This is a genomic window from Loktanella sp. 3ANDIMAR09 (assembly GCF_001420005.1).
Classification (GTDB): Bacteria; Pseudomonadota; Alphaproteobacteria; order Rhodobacterales; family Rhodobacteraceae; genus Loktanella.
Window position 1 is genome coordinate 113,562 of sequence record NZ_LJAK01000006.1, and the last position, 24,111, is coordinate 137,672.

Here is a 24,111-nt window from a genome sequence, read left to right on the forward strand (position 1 = left end):
CCTAAGGAATGATGTCGTGGCGCCGGGCATAGGCAGCACAGCCCAGCAGGATCAGCGCCACCATCAGCGTGAAGACCATCGTGGCCAACCGTTCCGGCCCCATGACGGCGAACAGGCCGTATGCGGCATTGCCCGCGATCATCACGCACAGCGCCACGACCGACAGCGCGAACCGGACCACCCCGCCCTGCGCGCGTTGCAGCACGCGGATGCAGCCGATCACGCCGAACAGAACACCCAGCGCAAAGGCCGCCTCGAGCCAGCGCGGCTGGTTCGCCATCAGGGCTGCCTGTGCGGCCGTCATGCCCTGCGACACATAATCATCGGCGGTGCGGCCCATGCCGCCCAGAAACTGGATCACGCCGAACACGTTCCACAGCAATCCCAGCATGATCGTCACGCTGAACCACAGCGGTGCCTTTTTCCGTTCCGTCATCATCACCCCTCGTTTTGCAACGTTGTGCTTTCTCGCGCGGCGCCATGCAAGGCAAAGCGTGCGGCGGGCCTTGCGTGGATTTGTGATTGCGCTAACACCGCCCTGACACCACGTTTCAACGGAGGCCTTCATGAGCACGCGAGAATGGTGGCGCGACGCCGTCATCTATCAGATCTATCCCCGGTCCTATCAGGACAGCACAGGTGACGGCGTGGGCGACCTGCCCGGCATCACCCGCCGCCTGCCGCATATCGCCTCGCTGGGGGTGGATTGCATCTGGCTGTCGCCGATCTTTACCTCGCCCATGGCCGACATGGGCTATGACGTGTCGAACTATACCGACATCGATCCGCTGTTCGGCACGCTGGACGATTTCGACGAGATGCTGAAAACCGCCCATGATCTGGGGCTCAAGGTGATCGTGGATCAGGTGCTGTCGCATACCTCTGACCAGCACCCGTGGTTCATCGAATCGCGCAAGGATCGCGACAACCCCAAGGCCGATTGGTACGTCTGGGCCGACCCGCTGGAGGACGGCAGCCCGCCCACCAACTGGCACAGTCATTTCGGCGGACCCGCCTGGGAATATGACGCGACCCGGCGGCAGTATTACCAGCACAATTTCCTGACCAGCCAACCGGACCTGAATTTCAACAATCCCGATGTGCAGGATGCGATTCTGGACACCTGCAAATTCTGGCTGGATCGCGGGCTGGACGGGTTCCGTCTGGATACGGTCAACTACTACGTCCACGACGCGCAACTGCGTTCCAACCCCCCTGCCCCGCGACCCGACGGGATGATCGTCATGTCATCCGACCTGTTCGGCATGCAGGACAACATCTACAACAAGAACCGCCCCGAGAACGTGTTGTTCATCGAACGGCTGCGGGCGCTGACCGATCAGTATGATGAAATCATGATGGTGGGCGAGGTTGGCGACCACGGCCAGCGCAGCATCGACCTGATGGCCGATTACACCAAGGGCGACGGCAGGCTGCACATGGCCTACAGCTTTGCCATGCTGTCGGATGAATTCACGCCCGCGCATTTCCGCAACTGCATCGAAAGCTTTCAGGCAGGCGCGCCGGATGGTCATCCCGAATGGTCATTCTCGAACCACGACGTCGTGCGCCATGTGTCGCGATGGTCGAAATACGCAGTGTCAGAGGATGCGCTGGCCCGCCTGTCAGCCGCCATGCTGTTCAGTTTCGAAGGCACCATCGGCATCTATCAGGGCGAGGAACTGGGCCAGCTGGAAACCGTCATGGAATACCACGAACTGACCGATGCGCAGGCGATCCGCTACTGGCCGGGGATCAAGGGGCGCGACGGCTGCCGCACGCCCATGGTCTGGGAGGCGGATGCCCCCAACGCCGGGTTCACCGATGGCACACCCTGGTTGCCGATCAAGGCACCGCAGGCGGCGCATGCGGTCGACCTCCAAGAGGCGGCAAACGACAGCGTGCTGCATTTCTACCGCGACATCATCGCGTTCCGCCGGGAACATCCCTGCATGACCCGCGGCAAGACGACGTTCCTGGACCTGCCCGATCCCGTGCTGGGCCTGCGCCGCAGCGTGGACGGTCGACACCTGACCTGTCTGTTCAACCTCCGCGCCGATGCGGTCACATTGCAGGTCGCGGGTGCGGCCAGCATCACGGGACCGCATGACGCAACACTGGCGGACGGCACGTTGACCCTGCCGGGCAGCGGGTTTGTCTACCTTGATCACGCAGACAAGGTGACGATCAGCGCATAGCGGGTCGGCGGGCGGGGCGTCTTTCGCGTCAGCGAAACAGCGGCGTCCCGCCGTCAGCCAGCGGCGGCGCGGATGGCCTGCATGTTCGCGCCGTAAACCTCCGGCTTGTCCACCGATCCGCCCCGGAACACGGCAGAGCCTGCGACCAGCACATCGGCCCCGGCGGCCCGCACCAGCGGAGCGGTCACGGGATCAACACCACCGTCAATCTCGATATGCACCGCGCGGTCACCGATCATGGCGCGCAGCTTGGCCACCTTGGCGGTCATGTCGATGAACTGCTGCCCGCCGAAACCGGGGTTCACCGTCATCACGCAGACCAGATCGGCCATATCCAGCAGATCGACCACGGCCTCGGCCGGGGTGCCGGGGTTCAGGGCCACACCCGCCTTCATGCCCGCCGCGCGGATCGCCTGAAGCGTGCGGTGGATATGCGGTCCGGCCTCGATATGCGCCGTCAGGATATCGGCCCCCGCATCGGCGTAGGCGTCGATATAGGCATCCACCGGCGAGATCATCAGATGCACGTCCATCACCGTTTTCACATGCGGGCGGAACGCCTTGACCGCAGGCGGGCCAAAGGTGAGATTCGGCACGAAATGGCCATCCATCACGTCGACATGTACCCAATCGGCGCCCTGCGCCTCGATCGCGCGGATTTCCGCGCCGAAATTGGCAAAATCCGCCGACAGGATCGAAGGGGCGATTTTCAGGCTGCGATCAAAACTCATGGGGCGCTCCGGCATTGTTTGGCCTGCTGTATCGGCAAATGCCCGCCTCGTCACCTCCCTGACGCTGCGTCGACGCCTTTTGACCATTCGGTCAAACCTTGCGCCGCAGGCCCGCCCGTGCCACGGTTTCGCAAACATGTGACGAGGCCGCCCGTGACCCAGCAAGACACCACCACAGCGCACCTGCCCCAGGTGCATCTGCCCCGCAATCCCGGGATGCCGCTGGATATGGACTGGGTGATGCGCACCCAGGCGAACACCTCGGCGATCGAGCGGCGCGCCGCCAGCTTGCCGGGCCGTCGCAGCGTGAAAAAGGACTATCAGGCCGCATGGCTGTGCAAGGCCATCAGCCTGATCGACCTCACGACGCTCGCGGGTGACGATACAGACGCCCGCGTGCGCCGCCTGTGCGCCAAGGCGCGCCAGCCGGTGTCCGCCCCGCTGCTGGATGCGCTGGGGATGACCGGCCTGACCACGGGGGCAGTCTGCGTTTATCATGACATGGTGCCTGTGGCCGTCGATGCTTTGGCCGGGTCCGGTATCCCGGTTGCCGCCGTGTCCACCGGATTTCCGGCGGGTCTGTCGCCGTTCCACCTGCGGCTGGCCGAAATCGGCGAAAGCGTCGCCGCCGGCGCGCAGGAAATCGACATCGTCATCAGCCGCCGTCATGTGCTGACTGGAAACTGGCAGGCGCTCTATGACGAAATGGCGCAGATGCGCGCTGCCTGCGGCGCGGCCCACGTCAAGGCGATCTTGGCCACGGGCGAGCTGGGCACGCTGCGCAACGTCGCCCGCGCCTCGCTGGTCTGCATGATGGCTGGGGCCGATTTCATCAAGACCTCGACCGGCAAGGAAGGCGTGAACGCCACCTTGCCTGTGACCCTGACCATGATCCGCGCGATCCGCGACTATCATGCGGCAACAGGGATCTGCGTCGGCTACAAACCCGCCGGCGGCATTTCCAAGGCCAAGGATGCGCTGGTCTATCTGTCCATGATCAAGGACGAGCTGGGCGACCGCTGGCTGCAACCCGATCTGTTCCGCTTTGGCGCATCGTCCCTGCTGGGCGACATCGAACGCCAGTTGGAACACCACGTCAGCGGCAGCTACTCTGCCGGCTGGCGTCACGCGATGGCATGACCGTCGTATTTTGAGTATTTTTGGCAAGATGATGACAGGGGTTCAGCGATGACCGTCAAGGAGATCTTTGAGACGATGGATTACGGCCCGGCCCCCGAGAGCGCCAAGGAAGCCTATGCCTGGCTGGCTGAAAAGGGTGATTTCGGTCACTTTATTGGCGGGGCCTGGACGGCACCGGGCGATCTGTTCGCCACGGTGAACCCCGCAACCGGTCAGACGCTGGCACAGGTTTCGCAAGCCACACAGGCGGATGTCGATGCAGCCGTCAAGGCCGCGCGCAAGGCGCAACCCGCATGGGCCAAGGATGGTGCGGCCCGCGCGCGGGTGCTCTATGCGCTGGCGCGGCTGTTGCAGAAACATGCGCGGCTCTTTGCGGTGCTGGAAACGCTGGACAACGGCAAGCCGATCCGCGAGGCGCGCGATATCGACGTGCCATTGGCACAACGCCATTTTTATCACCACGCGGGCTACGCCCAGCTGATGGGGACAGAGATGCCGGACCGTGCGCCTTTGGGTGTTTGCGGACAGGTGATCCCGTGGAATTTCCCGCTGCTGATGCTGGCGTGGAAAATCGCGCCGGCCCTGGCGATGGGCAATACGGTCGTCCTGAAACCCGCCGAATGGACCCCGCTGACGGCCCTGCTGTTTGCGGATATCTGCGGTCAGGCCGGCGTGCCGGCTGGCGTTGTGAACATCGTGACGGGCGACGGCGCCGTGGGCGAGATGATCGTGACCGCCCAAGTGGACAAGGTGGCATTCACCGGGTCCACCGCCGTGGGTCGCCGCATCCGCGAGGCCACCGCCGGCACCGGCAAGGCGCTGTCGCTCGAACTTGGTGGCAAGGGCCCCTATGTCGTGTGCGACGACGCCGACATCGACAGCGCGGTCGAAGGTCTGGTCGATGCCATCTGGTTCAATCAGGGTCAGGTCTGCTGTGCGGGGTCTCGCCTGCTGGTCCAGGAGGGCATCGCGGATGTGTTCCACGCCAAGCTGCGCGCCCGCATGGACAGCCTGCGCATTGGCGATCCGCTGGACAAATGCATCGACATCGGTGCCATGGTGCATCCTGACCAACTGGCCCGCGTGCGTGACATGGTCGCGGCGAACACCGATGGCGAGGTCTATCAGACGGCCGTGCCGGCGGGCTGCTATTACCCGCCGACCCTGATCAGCGGCCTCGCCCCGGCGTCACCGCTGATGCAACAGGAAATCTTTGGCCCCGTGCTGGTGTCGACCACATTCCGCACCCCGGCGGAGGCGGTGGAAATCGCGAACAACACGGCCTACGGCCTGGCCGCGTCGGTCTGGTCGGAAAATGTGAACCTTGCGCTCGACCTTGCACCGAAATTGGTGGCGGGGATCGTCTGGATCAACGGCACCAACATGATGGACGCCGCAGCCCCCTTTGGCGGGGTCCGCGAAAGCGGTTTTGGCCGCGAAGGTGGATGGGAAGGGCTCGCCGGCTATACCCGCCCCGCGATTGCGACCAAATCGCCAGCGGCTGTCGCCGCCTATACCGGTGACGGTGCGGCAGACGGTCTGGACCGCACGGCCAAGCTCTACATCGGTGGCAAACAGACGCGACCGGACGGCGGCTATTCCCGCGCGGTCTACGGCCCCAAGGGCAAGCTGCTGGGACATGCGAGCCTGTCGAACCGCAAGGACCTGCGCAATGCGGTCGAGGCGATGAATGCCGCCAGCGGCTGGTCGCGGACCACGGGCCACCTGCGTGCGCAGATCCTGTATTTCATCGGCGAAAACCTGTCGGCGCGCGCGGATGAGTTCGCCAACCGCATCAAGGACATGACCGGCAAGGACGGCAAGGCAGAAGTCGCGGCCTCCATCGACCGGTTGTTCAGCGCCGCCGCCTGGGCCGACAAATACGACGGTCAGGTCAAAGGCGTGCCGCTGCGCGGCGTGGCACTTGCGATGAAAGAACCTGTCGGCAAGATCGGCATCCTGTGCCCGGATGCGGCCCCCTTGCTGGGCCTCGTCAGCCTGATGGCGCCTGCGATTGCAATGGGCAACCGGGTCACTTTGGCTGCGTCAGAGGCCTTTCCGCTGGCGGCAACCGATTTCTATCAAGTGCTGGATACATCCGATGTGCCGGCCGGCGTGGTGAACATCCTGACCGGTGCCCATGCCGATCTGGCAGAACCCATGGCGCGGCACCTGGACCTGGACGCGGTCTGGGGCCTGTCCGGCCACGCGCAGGTGATCGAGGCAGCCAGCGCAGGTAACCTCAAACGCAGCTGGACCGGGCCATTCGATCCCGCGCATGACCACACGCGCGACATCCTGAGCCATGCGACAGAGGTCAAGACGATCTGGGTCCCCTACGGGGCCTGACGTCCAGACTTCTTCTGGTCGTAAATATCCCGGGGTCTGGGGCAGCGCCCCAGTCCTTCCCTCACTGGCGGCCCTTGGATTTCCAACTGTCCAGCCAACGCCGCAATCCGCTGCGGCGTTGGGCAAGGCCTGCGCGAGCCTCGTCGAACTGGTGTTCCGCGGCATCGATCGAGGGATCGATCATCCTTTCGCGGAATTGCCGCCACATGCCGCGCACCACGAAAAAGGCGACGAATAGAAAGCTGAAGAAGAAGATATTGAACCACGGTACGATGCCGGGGTTCGGGCCATCTACCGGCGTGATCCGCACCGCATTGGGATAGATAGACAACCAACGGTTGCGCCAACCATAGTGCGTGATGCTGTACCAGCCGTCGGCACGGGCGGCAGCCGATGCCTCGGCCTGCAGATCGGCGCTGTCGAACTTGAAATAGGGTGGCCAGATCCAGCCCGTGTCCTCGTTGCGGTAGACCATGACCTCGGTCCGGTCGGTGGGCATGAACCCCAGCAGATAGGTGCGCACCTTGGTCGTGTTGATCAGGCGCAGGTCGCGGGTAGCCTGTTCGACACCGCCATTGTCAGCCTGGGCATAGAATATCCGGTTCAGATTGCTGAAATCCGTGCGGATTACCTCGGTCGAGGTGATCTGGACGGTGTCATGCTGCGGCAGCACGTAGTGCAGAAAACCGCCCAGCGCCAGAATGGGCAACAGACGCAGTAAAAAGAATATCGCGCGCATGACGCCCCCCTAGTTGTTGTTCACCACATAGATGATCACCGACACGACAACAATCGGCACCACATAGACACCCAGCAGCAGCTTGGGCCGCAGGCCCTTGCGATAGGCGGCCATGCCTGCGGCGACATAGGCCTCACGGGTCTGACCCGGGACCGGGTTGGCGTCATAGTCGTCTTCCAGCCGTTCGCGTCGCAGGGACGCGGAATACAGCGACAGCGACCAGTACACGACCGTCAGGCCGACAAGTGCAAAAATAAGCAGTCTGACAAATGCCATTTGGTCCTCACTATCCCCATGGGCCACGGCGGGCGGGCAACGGCGGCGGTCCCGACCTGCGTGACGTGTCACCGAACAACTGGTCGCGCACCTGCGCCTTGTCCCCCAGATAGTCACGTTCGAGCATATTTGCCACGTAGTCGCGCATCGGGTCCGGCCAGCCCGCATAGGCCGCGTAGAACGCGCGTTTATGGCAGATGAACAACTGGCGGGCATCCAGCGGCGACAGTTCCGCCAGCATCATGTTCACCAGATCCGCCTGCGGGCCGGTGCGCGCGCGCATCACATAGAAATACGCCGGATCGTCGGATGTGATGCGCGGCCAGGGCCCGCCATCCGCCGCCCAGCGCAAGAGTGCGGCCAGCCCGTGCCAGGCCTGCGGCAAATCCTGTGCGTGACGCCGGGCCAGGGCATGCATGTCGCGGCTGGTCACCGCATCCAGCGCCTCGCCCGCCATGGCGGCGGTATGGGCCGTGATCTGGTCCATTTTGTGCCGCAGGATCGCAACGGTCCGCGCACTGCGGTCCTGCGCCACAGGCATCGCCAGATCATTTTCGGACAGGAACTGCGCAATCGCGGCCCGGTCGTTGAAATCCAGCTGACTGAGGATCGGCAGATCGCCCAGTGCCTGATCGGGGTCCACGGCGATCGCGGCGGGATGGGTCACGTCGCGGAACACATAAAGCCCGCCGAAATGTGCGGTCCAGAAATCAGATGCGACGTATTCGTTCTGAGTCAGGCGCAGCGGATGCCGCGACACGTCTCCGGTCTTTTGTGCCAGATCGATCATCCGCGCGATCAGCACATCGTCATACCAGCCGTCGGCACGCGTCGTGAAATCGTCGATCAGCGCCCCCAGCGCCTGTGCGTTGGCGATCGTTCCAGCGGTGGTGTCGGCGGTGATGCGGATGCGACGGATATCGAACAGCTGTGCCGCGGCATCCGCCGTATAGACGGAATTCAGCAATTCACCCGCCACAGCGTCCTGAGCGGTCAGCGTGAACAGCGTCGCTTGATTGTCGGTGATGAACTGCCGCAAAATCTGCCTGCTGATCGAAAAGGTCGCATCCAGCAGCGGCGCGCGCGCCTGATCGGTGGTCAACAGGATGAACTGACGGTTCAGCCCCCGCGGATTGAGGTAGCGTGGGTCGCCCAGTTCTTCACCGATTTCGGGGCTGAACCCCGATATGTCGATATGAAACCGGTCCAGCGCAGTCACCCGCCCCGTCAGTGCCGTCAGCGCGCGGTTGTAGCGTGCCACCAGCACCGGACTGTCAACCGCGACCAGGTTGCCGAACATCAATCCCCGCGCAATCAAGCGATGCATGCCGATACTCCTACCAAACCACATCCACCCAGGTGCGCGGCAATCCAGCCAGCGACAGCACCATGATCGGCCCCCAGATCAATGCGGTCGACAGGGCCAGCTTGCCGAAAAAGACGATATTGCCCGCGATGCCAAGGTCGAGGATGCGATCGAACGGTATCCCGCTGATCACATACAGCGCCATGAAATAGCCCCCCGTGATCACGCACAGGATCACCGACGACAGCACGCCGTTCAGGACCAGCGGCCTGATGCCCTCGGGCAAGAGCATCGACAACAGTTTCGGCACCAGCCACGCCAGCAGCGCCAGCACCATCGCGGGCAGCAGCAGGCTGTCGATCATGCGGCACCGCCTGCCGCAAAACGGCGGCGTGCTTCGGCCATGCGTTCCATCTCGCGCACGGCGGTGTCGATGGCGACGGCATCGGATTTGTCGGCATAGCGGAATTCACTGTCGGCATAACGGTTGATTTCCTGCAACACCGTTTCCGGCGTGATGGGTTTGCGCAACTCCGAGATCATCCCCATTTTCGTGTCATAGTCCTGAAACAGGAACAGATCGGGGTCCTCCATCCAGTCGTCGGGCAGCTCAAAGTCCATCGCGCGCACCTTGACCGCATCAGTGATGTTCTTGATCGCGCGACCGGTGAAACGGGCGTCAGCCTCCTGGATCGCCTTGAGGTAGGTGCCCAGCTTTGCAATCGTGTCCAGCGCACCGATCCGGTCCTGCACGCGGTCGAACACCTCTTCCAAGGCTGCCTCCTTGGGTCGCGCATGGCTGGCATAGCTGGCGGCAACGGCGCGCTGGATCGCCTGCGCGGCATAGAGGTCATGGTCCCCCAGCGGGATATCGTGTTTTTTCCCAAGCAGCAGATGCAGGATGTCGATGTAATCGTCCTGCGTCTGCGGCCCATCCACCAGAAACCGCGCACCCGCCCGCTGGCGCAGCGCGTCGTCGACGTTTTCAGGAAAATTCGAAAACATGCCAAAGGTGCAATTGCCGCGCACCACGGTGCCCGCACCGGCAAAGGCATCCATCAGCACGGCGGTGATTTCCAGCTGCCCCGCACTGGACTGTCGGTCGCCGCGCTTGCCCGCCAGTTGATCGATATCGTCGATGGTGCCGAACCCGATGACATTGGGATCGAGGATGTTGTCCACAAATGCCTTGGCATTCTGGCCCGATTTGCCCTGATAGCTGTCGATATTCTCGGTCGACAGGTTTTGATAGCGAAACGCATACCCTGCCGTTTCGCAATAGCCCGCGATCAGCCCGGCCATCATCTGGATCAGGGTAGTTTTCCCCGTACCCGGCGCACCGTCCCCCATGAAGGTAAAGATGAAACCGCCCAGTTCGGCAAAGGGATTGAGCCGCCGGTCAAAGTCATAGGCCATCAGCATCTTGGCCAGCCGCATGGCCTGCGCCTTGGCGATGTGATTGCCGATAACCTCGTCGGGTTTCTTGAAGGCCATCGTCAGCGTTGTGCTGCGCCGCGCACGGGCGGGGGTGAAACCGCGCAGGGTAAAATCATCGGCCGCCACATGCCAGGATGCCGCGCGAAACGCCTCCAGCCCGGTGGCGCTGCCCGCACGGGCGGTCACCTGATCCTGCAGCGCATCGGCAAAGGCCAGCACCGTCGCGACCAGCGTGGCGTCAGACGTCGCAAGCGCTGCGATATCCCGGTCCAGCTCCCACAAGACACCGTTCAGGGCCAGCGGCGCATTTTCGACCAGCAACTCGTCGATCTGCGACAGATCCACCGTTTCACCGCCCGCGCGATCAGCCAGCAGATGCGCCGTGGCAGACCCGAATGTGAACAGCACCGCCAGCGCCTCGGCCGCGAGTGCGGCGGTAAAATCGGCGCGGCGGTCGGCAGGCAGGGTCCCGCCCAGATTGGCGGCCTTCAGGGCTGTCAGCCCGGTGCGATCGGCCAGCTGATCCCCGACGGCAATGGCAATCGCCAGCGCGCGCCGCAGCGCCTGTAGCACCTGCGCCTGCAGGGGCGTGGTCAGCGCGTCGTCCCCGACCGCCCCGATCCGGTCCTGCAATGACACCGCCCCCGCAGGCGTTGTACGGCGCGTGACCAGACCCGGCGTCGTGGACCGGAACGCGCGCCGCGTGCCGATGCCCGCCGACCGTTCCGGCGCCGCAACAGCGGCCGCCTGCGCCAGACGCGGCGCGTGATCGAACCCGTCCAGCAACGCAAGTGCTGCACCGTATTGCGCGCGGATATCGCTTTCGCGCAACTCCATCTGATCGCTGGTCTGGCTCATGTCATACCCATCATCTTGCCAAAAATACTCCCGCCGGAGGCATCCGCACTCACCGTCTGCGCACCACGCGACCATCGTCAGAGACCACGTATTTCACCACATCCGCGAACCCCGCAGGTCGCGCGTCGGCCAGGGCCTGATAGGGCCGTGCTGGCAGGATCAGGCTGCGTTCCATCCGGCTGGCACCCCGGTCCAGCGCCCCCCCGGCAAAGGGGTCTTGGGCAAAGATCTGTCTCTCCACCGTGCCGAACCAGCCGGATTTGACGCGTTCCACCCGGTCGGCCACCAGGTCTTCTTCGGTCCAGACCAGCGCCCAGTCATCGCCTTCGGGGCTGTTGGCCGCGGCCAGCACATCGCGCAGTGGCCCCGATTGCCGGGTAAAGGCATGCGAATACATCGGCCCGATGTGGAACCGGCGCAGGCGGACGGGATGCAGGTCGTCGAAATCCTGATCGAACCCGGTCGCGATGGTCAGCAGTTTCAACCCGGTCAGGGATTGCGCCATCAGATGCGCGCGGGCCTGCGGCCAGCGGCGGTCGTCCTTGGGCAGGGCCGTGCGGCCACTGTCCTCGACATCCATCAGATAGATGACGGGCAGATTGACCTCGCTGTCATAAACGGCCCAATGGATCAGAAACCGCCGCCGCCCGCTGGCGGCGGTCGCGACATAGACGGATTGCGGATCGTTGCGCGGCAAGAACAGCCGCCCCCTGGCGAGTTCTTCCAGATAGAGCCGCCGCGCGAGGGTGAATTGCAGATCGGTCGGAATGGTCAGATCGCCGGTAATCTGGCGCACCATCGCCCCCTTGAGGTCGGCCACGGAGGGCATGTCCGCCAGGTCGGCTGCCGCGCGTGCCGCATCGGCTGCCATGTCCATCAGTTCCGCATGGACGGGAAAACCGCTCTCGATGCGGTCGATGGTCATTTGACCCGCGTGGGGCACGCGGCCCGCCATGTGATAACGGTGCGACAAGGCCGTAAAGCTGTAGTTCAACCCCGCAAGGTAGCTGACGATGGCGCTGATCTCTGTGCGATCCAGCCCGCCTTCGGCCTGCAAGGTCGCGGCGACACGGGTCAGATGCCGCGTGATGCGGTGAAACTTGGCGAAATAGCGCCGGGTGACGCGCGTGTCCTCCAGCTTGAAATGGTCCAGTGGTGCCGTGATCGCCGACATGACGCCCTAGACGTCCTGCGGCCCGTAGCGGTTGGAATCGTGTTTTTCCGCAATCCGGGCAAAGCGGCGCATGAACCTCTCATCGGCCTTTGCCTTTTGTTCCAGAATGTCGCGGGCAAAGACCATGTGATCGCCGTGCGCCTCCAGCATGTCGGCCATCCGGTTGTTCGTCGCGGCCCCGATGGCGGCCATGGCGGTCTGCGCTTCTTGATCGGTTTTCACGCCGATCTCGTTGATCCGGTGCGCCACGTCCTGTTGCTGCGCAGTTTTCAGCGATTTGGACAGCGCATCATACAGCACGACCCGCTGACGCGTGTCGGTTTCCAGTTTGTTGATCAGCACCATCTGCGTGGCGGCCTGGTTTTGCAGGCTGTCGATCCAGGTCTTGCCCTTTTCGATGTAGCGTTCCAGCGTCTGGGATTTGGCCAGCTGGACCTGCTCGGCCTGCACAAGTTCGTTGTAGCGGGTGTTCAGCTGGGCCAGCTCGCTTTCCAGCTTGGTGCGGGCCTGCGTGTCCTGTTCGACCGCAATCTTGTTTTCCAGTGTGATGATCGCGGGGTCCATGCCCGCGATTTCCGCGCGGACGGATTCCAGTTCGGCCACGGTCGCCTCGCGTTCTGTCAGCGTGCCTTGCAGGTTGTTGTCCACCTTGGTTTTCTGATCCTCCAACATGGTCAGCTGCCCCTTGAGCAGGCGGGTGATGACGTCGGATTTGGAAATCAGGTCCTGAAGCTTGTCGTCGATCGACGCCTGCCGGATGCGTTCCTCGCGCATCGAATCAGCCTTGCCGCGCGAGAAAAAGCCGATCAGTTTTTCCGTGGTGGTTTTCGTGCGCATCTCGTCGAAATCGCGGCTGAACCCGGCGGTCACATCGTCCAGCCCCATGATCAGTTCCGCGATATTGGCGTTCATCAGGTCGGTCTGGGCGTGAACGTCGTCCAGCGTTGCGTTTTCCAGATCAATCGCCGCGTCGCTGCCCAGATCGGCGCGTGCGCGTTCGATGCGCGCGGTCATTTCGGCAATCTGCGATTGCGCGGCCGCGACCTGCGCCTGACTGTCCTGGATTTGCTGATCAAAAGTCGCCATGCCCTTGTCCCCTGCCTGTGTGCGCCGAAGGGACACCAAGCCCATCAGTCGGGCATAAGTTAGGCAAAGCATGGGCGCGGACCAAGCGTGTCGCGCGGGTCACGCCGTCTTTGTCAGGCGGCGTGACCGAAGGGTCGCAATCAGAAGTTGCTGGCGAGTTCGTCCCGCAGCGGTTCGCGGTCAGAGGACACGGCCTCTGGTCCCAGCAATTCGTCCGCACTGATGATCTTTGGCGGCAGTTCGACACCCCGGTTGAAATACTCTGGATCGACACGCAGGGATTCAGCCTCGGACCGGATATTGATGGTCATCGGCGTCGTCACGTTGTTGTACAGGTGGATGATGTCCTGGTTGAACATGCGGATACACCCGGCGGAACCGGAATTGCCGATGCTTTCCAGATCGTTGGTGCCGTGCACGCGGTAGAACGTATCACGTCCGTTGCGGTAGATATACAGGGCGCGCGCGCCCAGCGGGCTGCGCAGGCCGCCGGGGATGCCGCCGCGGAAATCGCTGTACACCTCGGGTTCGGTGCGGATCATGTTTGCGGTGGGCGTCCAGCCCGGCCAGGCCTTTTTCAGCTGGATCGTGGCCAGCCCGGACAGGGTGCGACCCTGACGGCCGACGCCCACGGGATAACGCGTCGCGGTGCCGTCCATTTTCACATGATACAGGAATTTGGCGTAGGGATCGACGTCGATGGACCCGCGCGGTGCCTCGCCGGTATATACGCCTTCCATGCGGCGATTGATGCCTTGGGTATATTCGATCGGAATCGCCGGCAGGTCATAACCCGCATCGCGCAGGGGGGGATATTCCGGCAGGAACTGCGGTGCGACAGGCACCGGCATTTCGGGAACGCGTGGGGCACAGGCTGCCGCAGTCGATGCCAGCAGCATGGACCCAAAGGCACGACGAGACAGGGACGAATATGCGCTCATTTTCCAAATCACCAAATTTTAGGTTTTAATCTCTTTAACATCCCCGGCGGGATAGGCAAATCGCCAAGCCGTCGGGTTTCAATTCCTCACACGTCGTTTACCCGGTGGCTTGCCTTGGGTGCGGCTGCGCGGCACTGTCAGGCCATGCAACGCGCTTATTGCCCAAAAATCATGCAATGGTGGATCAGATGACGCTGTCCGGCCTGTTCAATCGACTGCTGCGATACCTGGCCCGGCGCGGCTTGCGGGACGCAGCCCGGCTGATCCCGTCAGAGAGCACCCGTATCGCGCAGCCGACACGCCCTGCCCCTGCACCGCAAGGTCAGATGCGTTTGCATCTGTTCGGCGCGCATTTCGACAGTCAGTCCGCGGCAGAAGCGTTTTGCCTGTCGCCGCCCGGCACGGAACTGCCCAGCGCCCTGACACAGCAACTGTCGGGTGCCTTTGTCGACGATGCACAGGTCGAGGCCGTGCACGACGATATCCCGGCCCGACTGGCAGAGTTTCTGGACCCCGAGGGCGTGGACGACGTGCTGTTGCGGCTGTCGGGGGACAATACACTGATCATCCTGACCGAACTGGCGTTCGGCGGATTGCCATACAACTTGGATGACACGGCCGACCTGACATACCTTGGCGATATCATGGTGGCGGTCTGAGGGTGCGCAACCTGCTGACCGATGTTGCCGGCCTGCGGGTCGGGCATGCGCAGGACGACATGATCATGTCGGGGGTGACAGTCGTGACCGCCGCCGCGCCCTTTGTCTGCGGCGTGCATGTCATGGGCGGTGCCCCCGGCACCCGCGAGACTGATTTGCTGGCCCCTGATAAACTGGTTGAACACGTCGATGCGCTGGTGCTGTCGGGTGGGTCGGCGCTGGGGCTGGATGCGGCATCCGGTGTTGCCAATGCATTGCGCGCCGCAGGGCGCGGGTTCGACGTGGGCGGCCAGCGGGTGCCCATCGTGCCGGCGGCGATCCTGTTCGACCTTCTGAATGGCGGGGACAAGGGGTGGGACGTCAATCCCTATGCAGCACTGGGGGTGCGGGCGTTGGAATCTGCGGGCGATGGTGCCGGACTGGGCAGCGTCGGCGCGGGAACGGGTGCGACGACGGCCACCCTGAAAGGCGGGCTGGGGCAGGCCTCTGTCCGGCTGGACGACGGCACGACCGTGGCGGCGCTGGTCGCGGTCAATGCCCTGGGCTCTGCCACGGTGGGCGAGACCCCGCATTTCTGGGCCGCACCTTGGGAAATCGGCACCGAATTCGGCGGTCACGGCCCCGCTTTGACCTATCCGCAAGGCCGCCCCGCGATGAAAGGGGCCAGTCGCAACACCACGCTTGGGATCATCGCGACCGACGCGGCCCTGACGCAGGCGCAATGCACCCGGCTGGCAACGGCCGCGCATGACGGGTTCGCCCGTGCATTGGTCCCAAGCCATACGCCGATGGACGGTGATCTGATCTTTGCGCTGTCACAGGGGGACAGGCCCGCGCCTGATGCGGCCCTGTTGGGTCATGCGGCCGCGGCCGTCATGGCACGCGCCATTGCGCGCGGCATCTATCATGCCACATCCGATCCCCGCGATAGCTTGCCGACCTACGCCCGCCGCCACGGATCCTAGCCGCCCGATGGGGCGCACCGGATCAGCGCCGTATGCAGAGTTCCGGTTTCCCCCGTGGGCCGCGCGCTCTATATGCAAAGCAACCGAAACGCGCGTCCGAAAGGAACGACCATGCTTGACCAGACCACCGACCTTGCGTCCCAGCTGAAACGCCCCGACCTGTTGTGCCAAAAGGCCTATGTGGCAGGTGAATGGGTCGATGCCGCATCCGGCAAGACCATTGACGTGGTGAACCCCGCCCGCGGCGATGTGATCGCGACCGTCCCCGACCTGAGCCGGGACGAGGTCGCCACCGCCATCGCGGCAGCCGACAGCGCACGCCACGCCTGGGCGAAACGCACCGGCAAGGACCGCGCTGGCGTGATGCGCAAATGGTATGACCTGATGATGGCCAACCAAGAGGACCTGGCGATCATCATGACCGCCGAACAGGGCAAACCCCTGACCGAATCCCGTGGCGAGGTCGCCTATGGTGCCGGTTTCGTGGAATGGTTCGGCGAAGAGGCCAAGCGCGTCTACGGCGAAACCATCCCCGCGCATCAGGAAAACGCGCGCATCACCGTGATCAAGCAACCGATCGGTGTGGCGGCTGCGATCACGCCCTGGAATTTCCCCAACGCGATGATCGCGCGCAAGGTTGCCCCGGCGCTGGCTGTGGGCTGTGGTTTCGTCGTGCGCCCCGCATCGCTGACCCCGCTGTCGGCGCTGGCGATGGGCAAACTGGCCGAAGAGGCCGGCATCCCCAAGGGTCTGTTCAGCGTCGTGACATCCGACGACAGCTCTGGCGTGGGCAAGGAATTCTGCGAAAACCACGCGGTGCGCAAACTGACCTTTACCGGATCGACCGAGGTGGGGCGTATCCTGCTGAAACAGGCCGCCGATCAGGTCATGAAATGTTCGATGGAACTGGGCGGCAACGCGCCCTTCATCGTGTTTGACGACGCCGATATCGACGAAGCCGTCAAGGGGGCCATCGCGTGCAAGTTCCGCAACAACGGTCAGACCTGCGTCTGCGCGAACCGCATCTACGTGCAAAAGGGCGTCTATGACGAATTCGCCAGCAAGCTGCGCGATGCGGTCGCCGCAATGAAGGTCGGCGATGGACTGAAGGACGGCACCGACCTTGGCCCGCTGATCGAACCCAAGGCCATCGACAAGGTCCGCGAGCACATGAAGGACGCGGTCGAAAAGGGCGGCAAAGTGATCCTGGGCGGTGAGCCGCACGCGCTTGGCGGCCAGTTTTTCCAGCCCACCATCGTCACCGGGGCCACGCAGGACATGAAGGTCGCCACCGAGGAAACATTCGGCCCCTTTGCGCCGCTGTTCGCATTCGAGGACGAGGACGAGGTCATCGCCATGGCCAACGACACGATCTTTGGTCTGGCCAGCTATTTCTACGCCAAGGACCTGAGCCGCGTGATCAAGGTCCAGGAGGCGCTGGAATACGGCATCGTCGGCGTGAATACGGGCATCATCAGCACCGAGGTAGCACCCTTTGGCGGGGTCAAGCAGTCTGGTCTGGGCCGCGAAGGCAGCCATCACGGCATCGAGGACTACCTCGAGATGAAATACATCTGCACAGCGATCTGATCCATGGGTCGAAAGCGGCGCACCGCCGCTTTCGACCCATGCGGATTGCATGCGGCGTGTGCGTCAAATAAAGCTGCCGGGATGGGTACGCTGACCCGGTGGACAGGAATTCAGACAATGCAGGCACCGCTGCACCCGGACGAAGATCAACGCCTGCGCGCGCTTGACGCCTACGGCATGATCGAAACACCGACGGAATCCGATTTCGACGATATCGTCGAGCTGGCGTCGCGCATCTGTGAAACGCCGGTGTCCCTGATGTCCCTGCTGGACAAGGACCGTCAGTGGTTCAAGGCCAGTGTCGGCACCGACAACGACAGCACACCGCGTGAAAACGCGATCTGTGGCCATACGATCCTGCAGGACGACCTGCTGGAAATCGAGGATACGCGGAACGATCCGCGCACATGGGACAACCAGCTGATCGTCGAAGAGCACGGCATGCGGTTCTACGCGGGCGTGCAATTGCGCACACCGCAAGGTCTGCCGATCGGCACGCTTTGCGTTCTGGACAACAAACCGCGCAAACTGACGGAATTCCAGCGCACCGCCCTGCGCACCCTTGCCAATCAGGTCATGTCGCAGCTGGAACTGCGCCGCACCCTGCGCAATCAGGAAATCCTGCGCGGCGAGATGGACCACAGGGTCAAGAATTCGTTGCAGACCGTGCAATCTCTCATTCGAATCTACGCCAGCAAGGTGTCCGACCCTGTCGCCACCGAAGCCTTTGCCGCCGTGGACCGGCGTCTGACCGCCGTGGTGGCCCTGCACCGGGAATTGCACCAGTCCAGCGCCGTGGCCCGTGTCCGGATGAAACCGTTCCTGTCCGGAATCCTCGCACATTTGTCCCAGACCTGCCCGGAAAACGTGCGTGTCACCTCACAGATCGCCGATTTCGAGCTGTCCTCGGCCGAGGCAACGGCGGTCGCCGTGGTGCTGTCGGAATGTGTCGCCAATGCGATCAAACACGCCTTTCCGGACAATCGCGCGGGCGAAATCAGCATTTCGTTCCAGTACGAACCGGATGGGTCTGTCCGGCTGTGCTGTGCCGACAATGGCGTGGGCAAGACCGACACGCCGTCCGAGGTTGCGGCGATGACCAGCCTGGGGCAGCGGATCATGGATGCATCGGCCCAGCAGATCGCCGCTACGCTGGACCGCGCGGGCCAGGACGACGGATACCGCGTCTCGATGACATTTACCCCGGTCGCGGCAAATCATCCGACCTGAAAACAGCCCCAGGCCCGGGGCGCGCGCGCCTTGCAGATCATTCCAGACCCACAAGCTCTGCCGCAGGCATGAAGCCAAAGAAAACACCACCAGACCGGACACCGAACCAGTCCGCGCCGTCGTGCAGGCTGACCTCGCCCATATCCACCAGACGATAGAAACTCTTGCGGTCGATCAGCGCCTCGAGGTTGCGACGGATCAGCACATAGGGCGACGGCTCGCCCGTCCGGGGGTCACGCGCCATGCGGATGGGATGATCGGGGCCAGCCACCGCGCGGTCACCGACATTCGTGGTGAAAACCAGATTGTCGCCCTGCCGGTCCACATCAATCGCGACGAATGGCGCATCCTCGACCGTGATCCCGACCTTTTCCACCGGAGTCACAAGGAAGTAGGCGTCACCCTCGCGTTTCAGAATCGTTGAAAACAGGCGCACCAGTCGGGTTCTGCCGATCGGCGTGCCCTCATAGAACCAGGTCCCGTCACGGGCGATCCGCATGTCGATATCGCCGCAGAAATCAGGATTCCATTGATCGACCGGCGGCAGACCGCCTGCTTTTTGCGCCTTGTTCGCGGCCTCTGCCAGACCTTCGGGGCTGGGGGTCACGTTCTTTTGTGGACCGGACTCGTTTGTCATTGGGGTCTTCCGCGATAAGTGCTGTTATGCTCGGATATAGCGGTAAGGGATGATTTGTCATGGCGGATACGGACGACCTGGTGGCACGGATCGAGGATTTGGGCGACAAGCTGGCGCAGGCCCGCAGTTCGATTGCGGCGCGTTTTCTGGGACAGGACAGGGTTGTGGACCTGACCTTGACCGCGCTGATCTGCGGCGGCCATGCCGTGTTGATCGGCCTGCCCGGACTGGGCAAGACGCGGTTGGTCGACACGCTGTCGACGGTCATGGGGCTGGACGGCAACCGCATTCAGTTCACCCCCGACCTGATGCCGGCCGACATTCTGGGGTCCGAGGTTCTGGAAACCGGCGAAGGCGGTGCCCGCGCGTTCCGCTTCATCGAAGGACCGATTTTCTGCCAACTGCTGATGGCCGACGAAATCAACCGTGCCAGCCCGCGCACGCAATCCGCGCTCTTGCAGGCCATGCAGGAAAAAGAGGTCACGATCGCCGGTGCCCATCGCAAGCTGGGCACGCCGTTTCACGTGCTGGCCACCCAGAACCCGATCGAACAAGAAGGCACCTATCCCCTGCCAGAGGCGCAGCTGGACCGGTTCCTTGTGCAGATCGACGTGCCCTACCCCGACCGTCAGACCGAACGCGACATCCTGATCGCCACCACCGGGGCGCAGGATGCAAAATCCACCGCCGTATTCACCGCCGCCGAACTGCTTGCGGCGCAGGACCTGCTGCGCCGGATGCCGGTGGGCGACGGGATCGTGGAAATGATCCTCGACCTGGTGCGCGCCTGCCGTCCCGGACCCGATGCCGCCGCTGCCGTGAACGATGCGGTCAGCTGGGGTCCCGGCCCGCGCGCGTCCCAGGCGCTGATGCTGTGTGTGCGCGCGCAAGCCCTGCTGTCAGGCCGGCTTGCCCCCACGCCAGAGGATGTGCGCGCGATGGCAGGACCTGTCCTGAAACATCGCATGGCGCTGTCCTTTGCGGCGCGCGCGCGCGGGGTCGATCTGGATGCGCTGATCGACGATGTCACAGCCGGTATCACCCGGACAGCCGCCGCCGCATGAATGATCCCGTCGCCCTTCGCGCCCGGGCAGAGGCCAGCGCCAGTGCGCTGCCGCCACTGTTGGCCGCGGCCGAACACCTGGCCAGCACCGTGATCCTGGGCGATCACGGCCGACGCCGCGCAGGCACGGGCGACACCTTTTGGCAATATCGCCCGGCGCAAAGCCACGACAGTGCCCGCAGCATCGACTGGCGCAGATCAGCCCGATCCGACGGGGCATTCGTGCAGGACAAGGAATGGCAGATCGCGCAATCGGTCGTGTTCTGGGTCGATCAGGGCGCGTCGATGCGGTTTTCATCTGCACCGGCAATCGCGCAGAAATCGACCGTGGCCCGCACATTGGCGCTGGCCTGCGCAATCCTGCTGACCCGCGGCGGCGAACGGGTCGGCTTGACCGGGGCAGCCCTGCCCCCCCGTCGGGGCACCGCCCAGATCGCGCAGATGGCCGCGCTGCTGTCGCAGGACGACCCCAGTGACTACGCCCTGCCAGAGGCGCGCGGCATGGTCCCGCACAGCCGCGCGGTGTTCGTGTCGGATTTCCTGTCCGACCTGGCCCCGATCGAGACCGCATTGACCCGCGCCGCCGATCGCGGCGTGCGCGGTGCGCTGGTCCAGGTCCTCGATCCCCAGGAAGAGGCCTTTCCATTCGACGGACGCACGGTCTTTGAATCCATGACCGGTGGCTTGCGTCATGAAACGCTCAAGGCAGGAGACTTGCGCGACCGGTATCTGGACCGCCTGGCCGAACGCAAGGACCGCCTGACCGCACTGGCGCGCACGACCGGTTGGCAGTTTACAACCCAGCACACGGACGCGCCCGCAACACAGGCACTCCTGTGGCTCTATGCTGCAATGGAGCAGCCCATATGACACTTCTTCTGGTCGAAAATATCCCGGGGGTCCGGGGGCAGCGCCCCCGGGGTATCAGCAATGTTTAGCATCGGCCCTCTTGCCTTTACTGCGCCCTGGCTGCTGCTGGGATTGATCGCGCTACCGATCCTGTGGGTGTTGCTGCGCGCCGTACCACCGGCCCCCGTGCGGCGCAGGTTTCCCGGTGTGGCCCTTCTGCTGGGACTGACCGACAAGGATGCACAATCCGACCGCACGCCCTGGTGGCTGCTGCTGCTGCGGCTGCTGGCTGTTGCCGCGATCATCCTGGGCTTTGCCGGTCCCGTGCTGAACCCCCAGGACGATCAGGGCGGCGACGGGCCGCTGCTGGTGGTTCTGGACGGCACATGGGCCGACGCACGCGACTGGCCCGCGCGGATCGACCGCGCGCGGATCGCATTGGACGATGCAGCCCGGTCAGGCAGGCCTGCCGCCATAATGACGCTGACCGCACCGCCCGCACAGATGCCCGATTTCCAACCGGCGCAGGCCGCAGCACAGACCCTGCCCAACCTGCAACCCGCGCCTTGGGAACCTGACGCAGAGGCCCTTGCCGCGCTTGCACAGGCGCTGGATGGCCGTTTCGACACCCTATGGCTGTCTGACAGTCTGGCACGCGACACACGCCGCGACATGCTGGCCGCATTCGAGGCCCGCGGCACGGTGCGCGTGGTGCAGACTCCGCGCACCACCGTCGCACTGCGGCCTGCCACATTTGCCGACGGCAATATCGCGCTGTCCGCCGCACGCACGCCAGTCGGCCTGCCGCTAAGCGTGCCGGTGCAGGCCATCGGGCTGGACCCCGCCGGCACCGAACGCGTCCTTGCCACCGTCAACATGGAGATTCCGCCAGGCGAAGCTGTGGGCGAAACGCTCTTGTCCCTGCCGGCAGAGCTGCGCAATCGCATCACGCGCTTTGCGGTGGCAGGCGTGCGGTCTGCCGGTGCCGTGACGCTGACCGACGACGCCCTGCGTCGCCGCGAGGTCGCGCTGATTGCCGGTGGCGGCGAGGCCGAGGGCCTCGACCTGCTGTCGCCGCTGTATTACCTGCGCGAGGCGCTGGAACCGACCGCGGACCTGATCGACGGCACGCTAGAGGATGTTTTGCTGGCCAACCCGGACGTGATCGTGCTGGCCGATGTGGCAAACCTGTCCGCGTCAGAGGCGGACGACATCGCGATATGGGTGGAAAACGGCGGATTGCTGCTGCGCTTTGCCGGACCACGGCTGGCCGCATCCGACGTGGGCCGCATGACCGAGGACCCGCTGCTGCCCGTACGGCTGCGGGCCGGTGGCCGCAGCATCGGCGGCGCCATGAGCTGGGGCGAACCTAAGGCGCTGGCCCCCTTTCCCGAAGGATCACCCTTTTACGGCCTCGCCATCCCGCAAGACGTGAGCGTCACGGCGCAGGTCGTGGCACAACCCGACCCGACACTGGCCGATCGCGTGATCGCGGGGCTGGCGGACGGCACCCCCTTGGTCACGCGCAAGGCGCTGGGCCAAGGTCAGGTCGTCTTGATGCATGTCACGGCAAATGCCGAATGGTCGTCCCTGCCGTTGTCGGGACTCTTTGTGCAGATGCTGGAACGCCTTGCGGTTTCAACGCGTCCCGCGACACCCGAAGCCGAAGCGCTGGAGGGCACCGTGTGGCTACCACAGGCACGGCTGGACGCCTTTGGCCAGTTGACGGATGCCACGACCGAGGCCGGTGTGCCCGGTGAGGCGCTGGCTGCAGGCACCGTCGGGCCTGATCTGCCACCGGGGTTATACGCCTTTGACGAGACGCAGATTGCGGTGAACGTGGCTGATGCGGATACAACGCTCGCCACGGCGCAGTGGCCCGCCCGTATCCCGGTCGAAGGGTTGGATATCGCGCAGGAATTGCCGCTGAAGGGCTGGCTGATCGCCGCCGCACTCGCGCTGTTGGCGATTGACGTGATCGCCTCGCTGGCCGTGGGCGGCCGTTTGCGCGGACCGCGCGCCGATGTGGCCGCGGCCGTGTTGCTGGCCCTGATGATCGCCACACCGCAGGATGCGCGCGCACAGGATGCCGATGAATTTGCCATCGCGGCGACGCAGGCCGTGTCATTGGCCTATGTCACCACCGGCGATCCGCGAATCGACGAGGTATCAGAGGCCGGATTGCGGGGATTGTCCGACGTGCTGTTCCGCCGCACCTCGATCGAGCCTGTCGCACCGACGGCCCTGAACATCGAAACCGACGAACTTGCATTCTTTCCGTTCCTCTATTGGCCGATGACACCCGGCCAGGCGCTGCCCTCGCGCGAGGCCTACGCCAAGTTGAACCGTTATCTGCGGTCCGGCGGGATGATCCTGTTCGACACCCGCGACGCGGATACGGCACGATTCGGATCGTCCAGCCCCGAGGGGCGGCAATTGCAGTCCATCGCCATGTCGCTGGACATTCCCGCGCTGGAACCGATCCCCGAGGACCACGTGCTGACGCGGACATTCTACCTGATCCAGGATTTCCCCGGTCGCACCGCCAGTCGTGATGTCTGGGTCGAGGCCGCCCCCCCGGACGCCGAACAGGCCGAGGGCATGCCGTTTCGCAACCTCAACGACGGTGTGACGCCCGTCGTGATCGGTGGCAACGACTGGGCACGGGCCTGGGCCGTAGACCAGTTCGGTGACCCGATGTTCCCCGTGGGTCGTGGCAGCGCGGGCGACACACAGCGCGAATATGCCTATCGGTTTGGCGTGAACCTGATCATGCATGTGCTGACCGGCAACTATAAATCCGACCAGGTCCATGTGCCCAACCTGTTGGAAAGGCTGGGACAATGAACATCTGGCGCATGTGTTGTGAGGGCAGGATGCCTC

The 24,111-nt window shown here is 63.9% G+C and carries 21 protein-coding genes; 10 read left to right on the forward strand and 11 right to left on the reverse strand.

Annotated elements, in window-relative coordinates; translation table 11 throughout:
• Position 1: 1 nt before the first annotated feature.
• Complete coding sequence (locus tag AN189_RS10780) at positions 2-439, reverse strand: hypothetical protein (RefSeq protein ID WP_056035383.1); 438 nt, start codon at positions 437-439, stop codon at positions 2-4.
• A gap of 127 nt (positions 440-566) precedes the next feature.
• Between AN189_RS10780 and AN189_RS10785 the strand changes: the two genes are divergently transcribed.
• Complete coding sequence (locus tag AN189_RS10785; protein ID WP_056035388.1) at positions 567-2,198, forward strand: alpha-amylase family glycosyl hydrolase; 1,632 nt, start codon at positions 567-569, stop codon at positions 2,196-2,198.
• 53 nt (positions 2,199-2,251) lie between these two features.
• On the opposite strand, the gene rpe is transcribed toward AN189_RS10785, so the two are convergent.
• Positions 2,252-2,929, reverse strand: coding sequence for a ribulose-phosphate 3-epimerase (gene rpe / locus AN189_RS10790; protein ID WP_056035762.1), 678 nt, complete (start codon positions 2,927-2,929; stop codon positions 2,252-2,254).
• A 216-nt stretch (positions 2,930-3,145) separates the two neighbouring features.
• Here rpe and deoC point away from each other — a divergent pair, with 216 nt between their 5' ends.
• Together deoC and AN189_RS10800 are read left to right on the forward strand one after the other, a co-directional pair.
• Positions 3,146-4,069, forward strand: coding sequence for a deoxyribose-phosphate aldolase (deoC, locus tag AN189_RS10795; protein ID WP_083484371.1), 924 nt, complete (start codon positions 3,146-3,148; stop codon positions 4,067-4,069).
• A 48-nt stretch (positions 4,070-4,117) separates the two neighbouring features.
• Positions 4,118-6,418, forward strand: a complete 2,301-nt coding sequence (locus tag AN189_RS10800; protein ID WP_056035394.1) for an aldehyde dehydrogenase family protein — start codon at positions 4,118-4,120, stop codon at positions 6,416-6,418.
• Positions 6,419-6,479: 61 nt separating this feature from the next.
• Here AN189_RS10800 and AN189_RS10805 read toward each other — a convergent pair whose 3' ends face one another.
• From AN189_RS10805 to AN189_RS10840, 8 genes are all read right to left on the reverse strand, one after another.
• Positions 6,480-7,157 carry a DUF1523 family protein gene (locus AN189_RS10805; protein ID WP_056035397.1) on the reverse strand — a complete coding sequence of 226 codons (678 nt, stop codon included), beginning with the start codon at positions 7,155-7,157 and terminating at the stop codon, positions 6,480-6,482.
• Between the two features lie 9 nt (positions 7,158-7,166).
• Positions 7,167-7,433: a hypothetical protein gene (locus tag AN189_RS10810; protein WP_056035400.1), complete on the reverse strand. Its 267-nt coding sequence runs from the start codon at positions 7,431-7,433 to the stop codon at positions 7,167-7,169.
• Between the two features lie 10 nt (positions 7,434-7,443).
• A complete protein-coding gene (locus tag AN189_RS10815; protein WP_056035402.1) occupies positions 7,444-8,760 on the reverse strand; it encodes a DUF6638 family protein in 1,317 nt (438 codons plus the stop codon).
• Positions 8,761-8,770: 10 nt separating this feature from the next.
• Positions 8,771-9,103 (reverse strand): hypothetical protein, encoded by a 333-nt coding sequence (locus AN189_RS10820; protein WP_056035405.1) that lies wholly within the window; start codon positions 9,101-9,103, stop codon positions 8,771-8,773.
• On the reverse strand, positions 9,100-11,034 hold the full coding sequence (locus AN189_RS10825; RefSeq protein WP_056035409.1) for an ATP-binding protein: 1,935 nt from the start codon (positions 11,032-11,034) through the stop codon (positions 9,100-9,102). The genes AN189_RS10820 and AN189_RS10825 overlap by 4 nt, the downstream gene beginning before the upstream one ends.
• 49 nt (positions 11,035-11,083) lie before the next feature.
• Positions 11,084-12,208 carry a hypothetical protein gene (locus AN189_RS10830; RefSeq protein ID WP_083484356.1) on the reverse strand — a complete coding sequence of 375 codons (1,125 nt, stop codon included), beginning with the start codon at positions 12,206-12,208 and terminating at the stop codon, positions 11,084-11,086.
• A 6-nt stretch (positions 12,209-12,214) separates the two neighbouring features.
• Positions 12,215-13,294 (reverse strand): hypothetical protein, encoded by a 1,080-nt coding sequence (locus tag AN189_RS10835; RefSeq protein ID WP_056035769.1) that lies wholly within the window; start codon positions 13,292-13,294, stop codon positions 12,215-12,217.
• 140 nt (positions 13,295-13,434) lie between these two features.
• Complete coding sequence (locus AN189_RS10840; RefSeq protein WP_056035411.1) at positions 13,435-14,235, reverse strand: L,D-transpeptidase; 801 nt, start codon at positions 14,233-14,235, stop codon at positions 13,435-13,437.
• Between the two features lie 176 nt (positions 14,236-14,411).
• Here AN189_RS10840 and AN189_RS10845 point away from each other — a divergent pair, with 176 nt between their 5' ends.
• The 4 genes from AN189_RS10845 (at position 14,412) to AN189_RS10860 (ending at position 18,679) form a co-directional block, all read left to right on the forward strand.
• Positions 14,412-14,894, forward strand: coding sequence for a hypothetical protein (locus AN189_RS10845; RefSeq protein ID WP_056035414.1), 483 nt, complete (start codon positions 14,412-14,414; stop codon positions 14,892-14,894).
• 2 nt (positions 14,895-14,896) lie between these two features.
• Positions 14,897-15,859: a P1 family peptidase gene (locus AN189_RS10850; RefSeq protein ID WP_301281452.1), complete on the forward strand. Its 963-nt coding sequence runs from the start codon at positions 14,897-14,899 to the stop codon at positions 15,857-15,859.
• Between the two features lie 111 nt (positions 15,860-15,970).
• The gene (locus AN189_RS10855) at positions 15,971-17,449 is read left to right on the forward strand and encodes an NAD-dependent succinate-semialdehyde dehydrogenase (RefSeq protein WP_056035772.1); all 1,479 of its coding nucleotides are present in this window, start codon (positions 15,971-15,973) and stop codon (positions 17,447-17,449) included.
• Between the two features lie 117 nt (positions 17,450-17,566).
• Complete coding sequence (locus tag AN189_RS10860) at positions 17,567-18,679, forward strand: sensor histidine kinase (protein WP_172794898.1); 1,113 nt, start codon at positions 17,567-17,569, stop codon at positions 18,677-18,679.
• A 37-nt stretch (positions 18,680-18,716) separates the two neighbouring features.
• On the opposite strand, the gene AN189_RS10865 is transcribed toward AN189_RS10860, so the two are convergent.
• Positions 18,717-19,316 carry a DUF1285 domain-containing protein gene (locus AN189_RS10865; RefSeq protein WP_056035423.1) on the reverse strand — a complete coding sequence of 200 codons (600 nt, stop codon included), beginning with the start codon at positions 19,314-19,316 and terminating at the stop codon, positions 18,717-18,719.
• A gap of 59 nt (positions 19,317-19,375) precedes the next feature.
• Here AN189_RS10865 and AN189_RS10870 point away from each other — a divergent pair, with 59 nt between their 5' ends.
• Genes AN189_RS10870 through AN189_RS10880 form a run of 3 tightly spaced genes read left to right on the forward strand, consistent with a single transcriptional unit; the run spans position 19,376 to position 24,075 of the window.
• Positions 19,376-20,380: a MoxR family ATPase gene (locus AN189_RS10870; protein ID WP_056035426.1), complete on the forward strand. Its 1,005-nt coding sequence runs from the start codon at positions 19,376-19,378 to the stop codon at positions 20,378-20,380.
• A complete protein-coding gene (locus AN189_RS10875) occupies positions 20,377-21,249 on the forward strand; it encodes a DUF58 domain-containing protein (protein ID WP_056035427.1) in 873 nt (290 codons plus the stop codon). Before AN189_RS10870 ends, AN189_RS10875 begins: the two co-directional genes overlap by 4 nt.
• 60 nt (positions 21,250-21,309) lie before the next feature.
• Entirely contained in the window at positions 21,310-24,075 is a 2,766-nt protein-coding gene (locus AN189_RS10880) for a DUF4159 domain-containing protein (RefSeq protein ID WP_056035433.1), read from the forward strand.
• Positions 24,076-24,111: the final 36 nt, after the last annotated feature.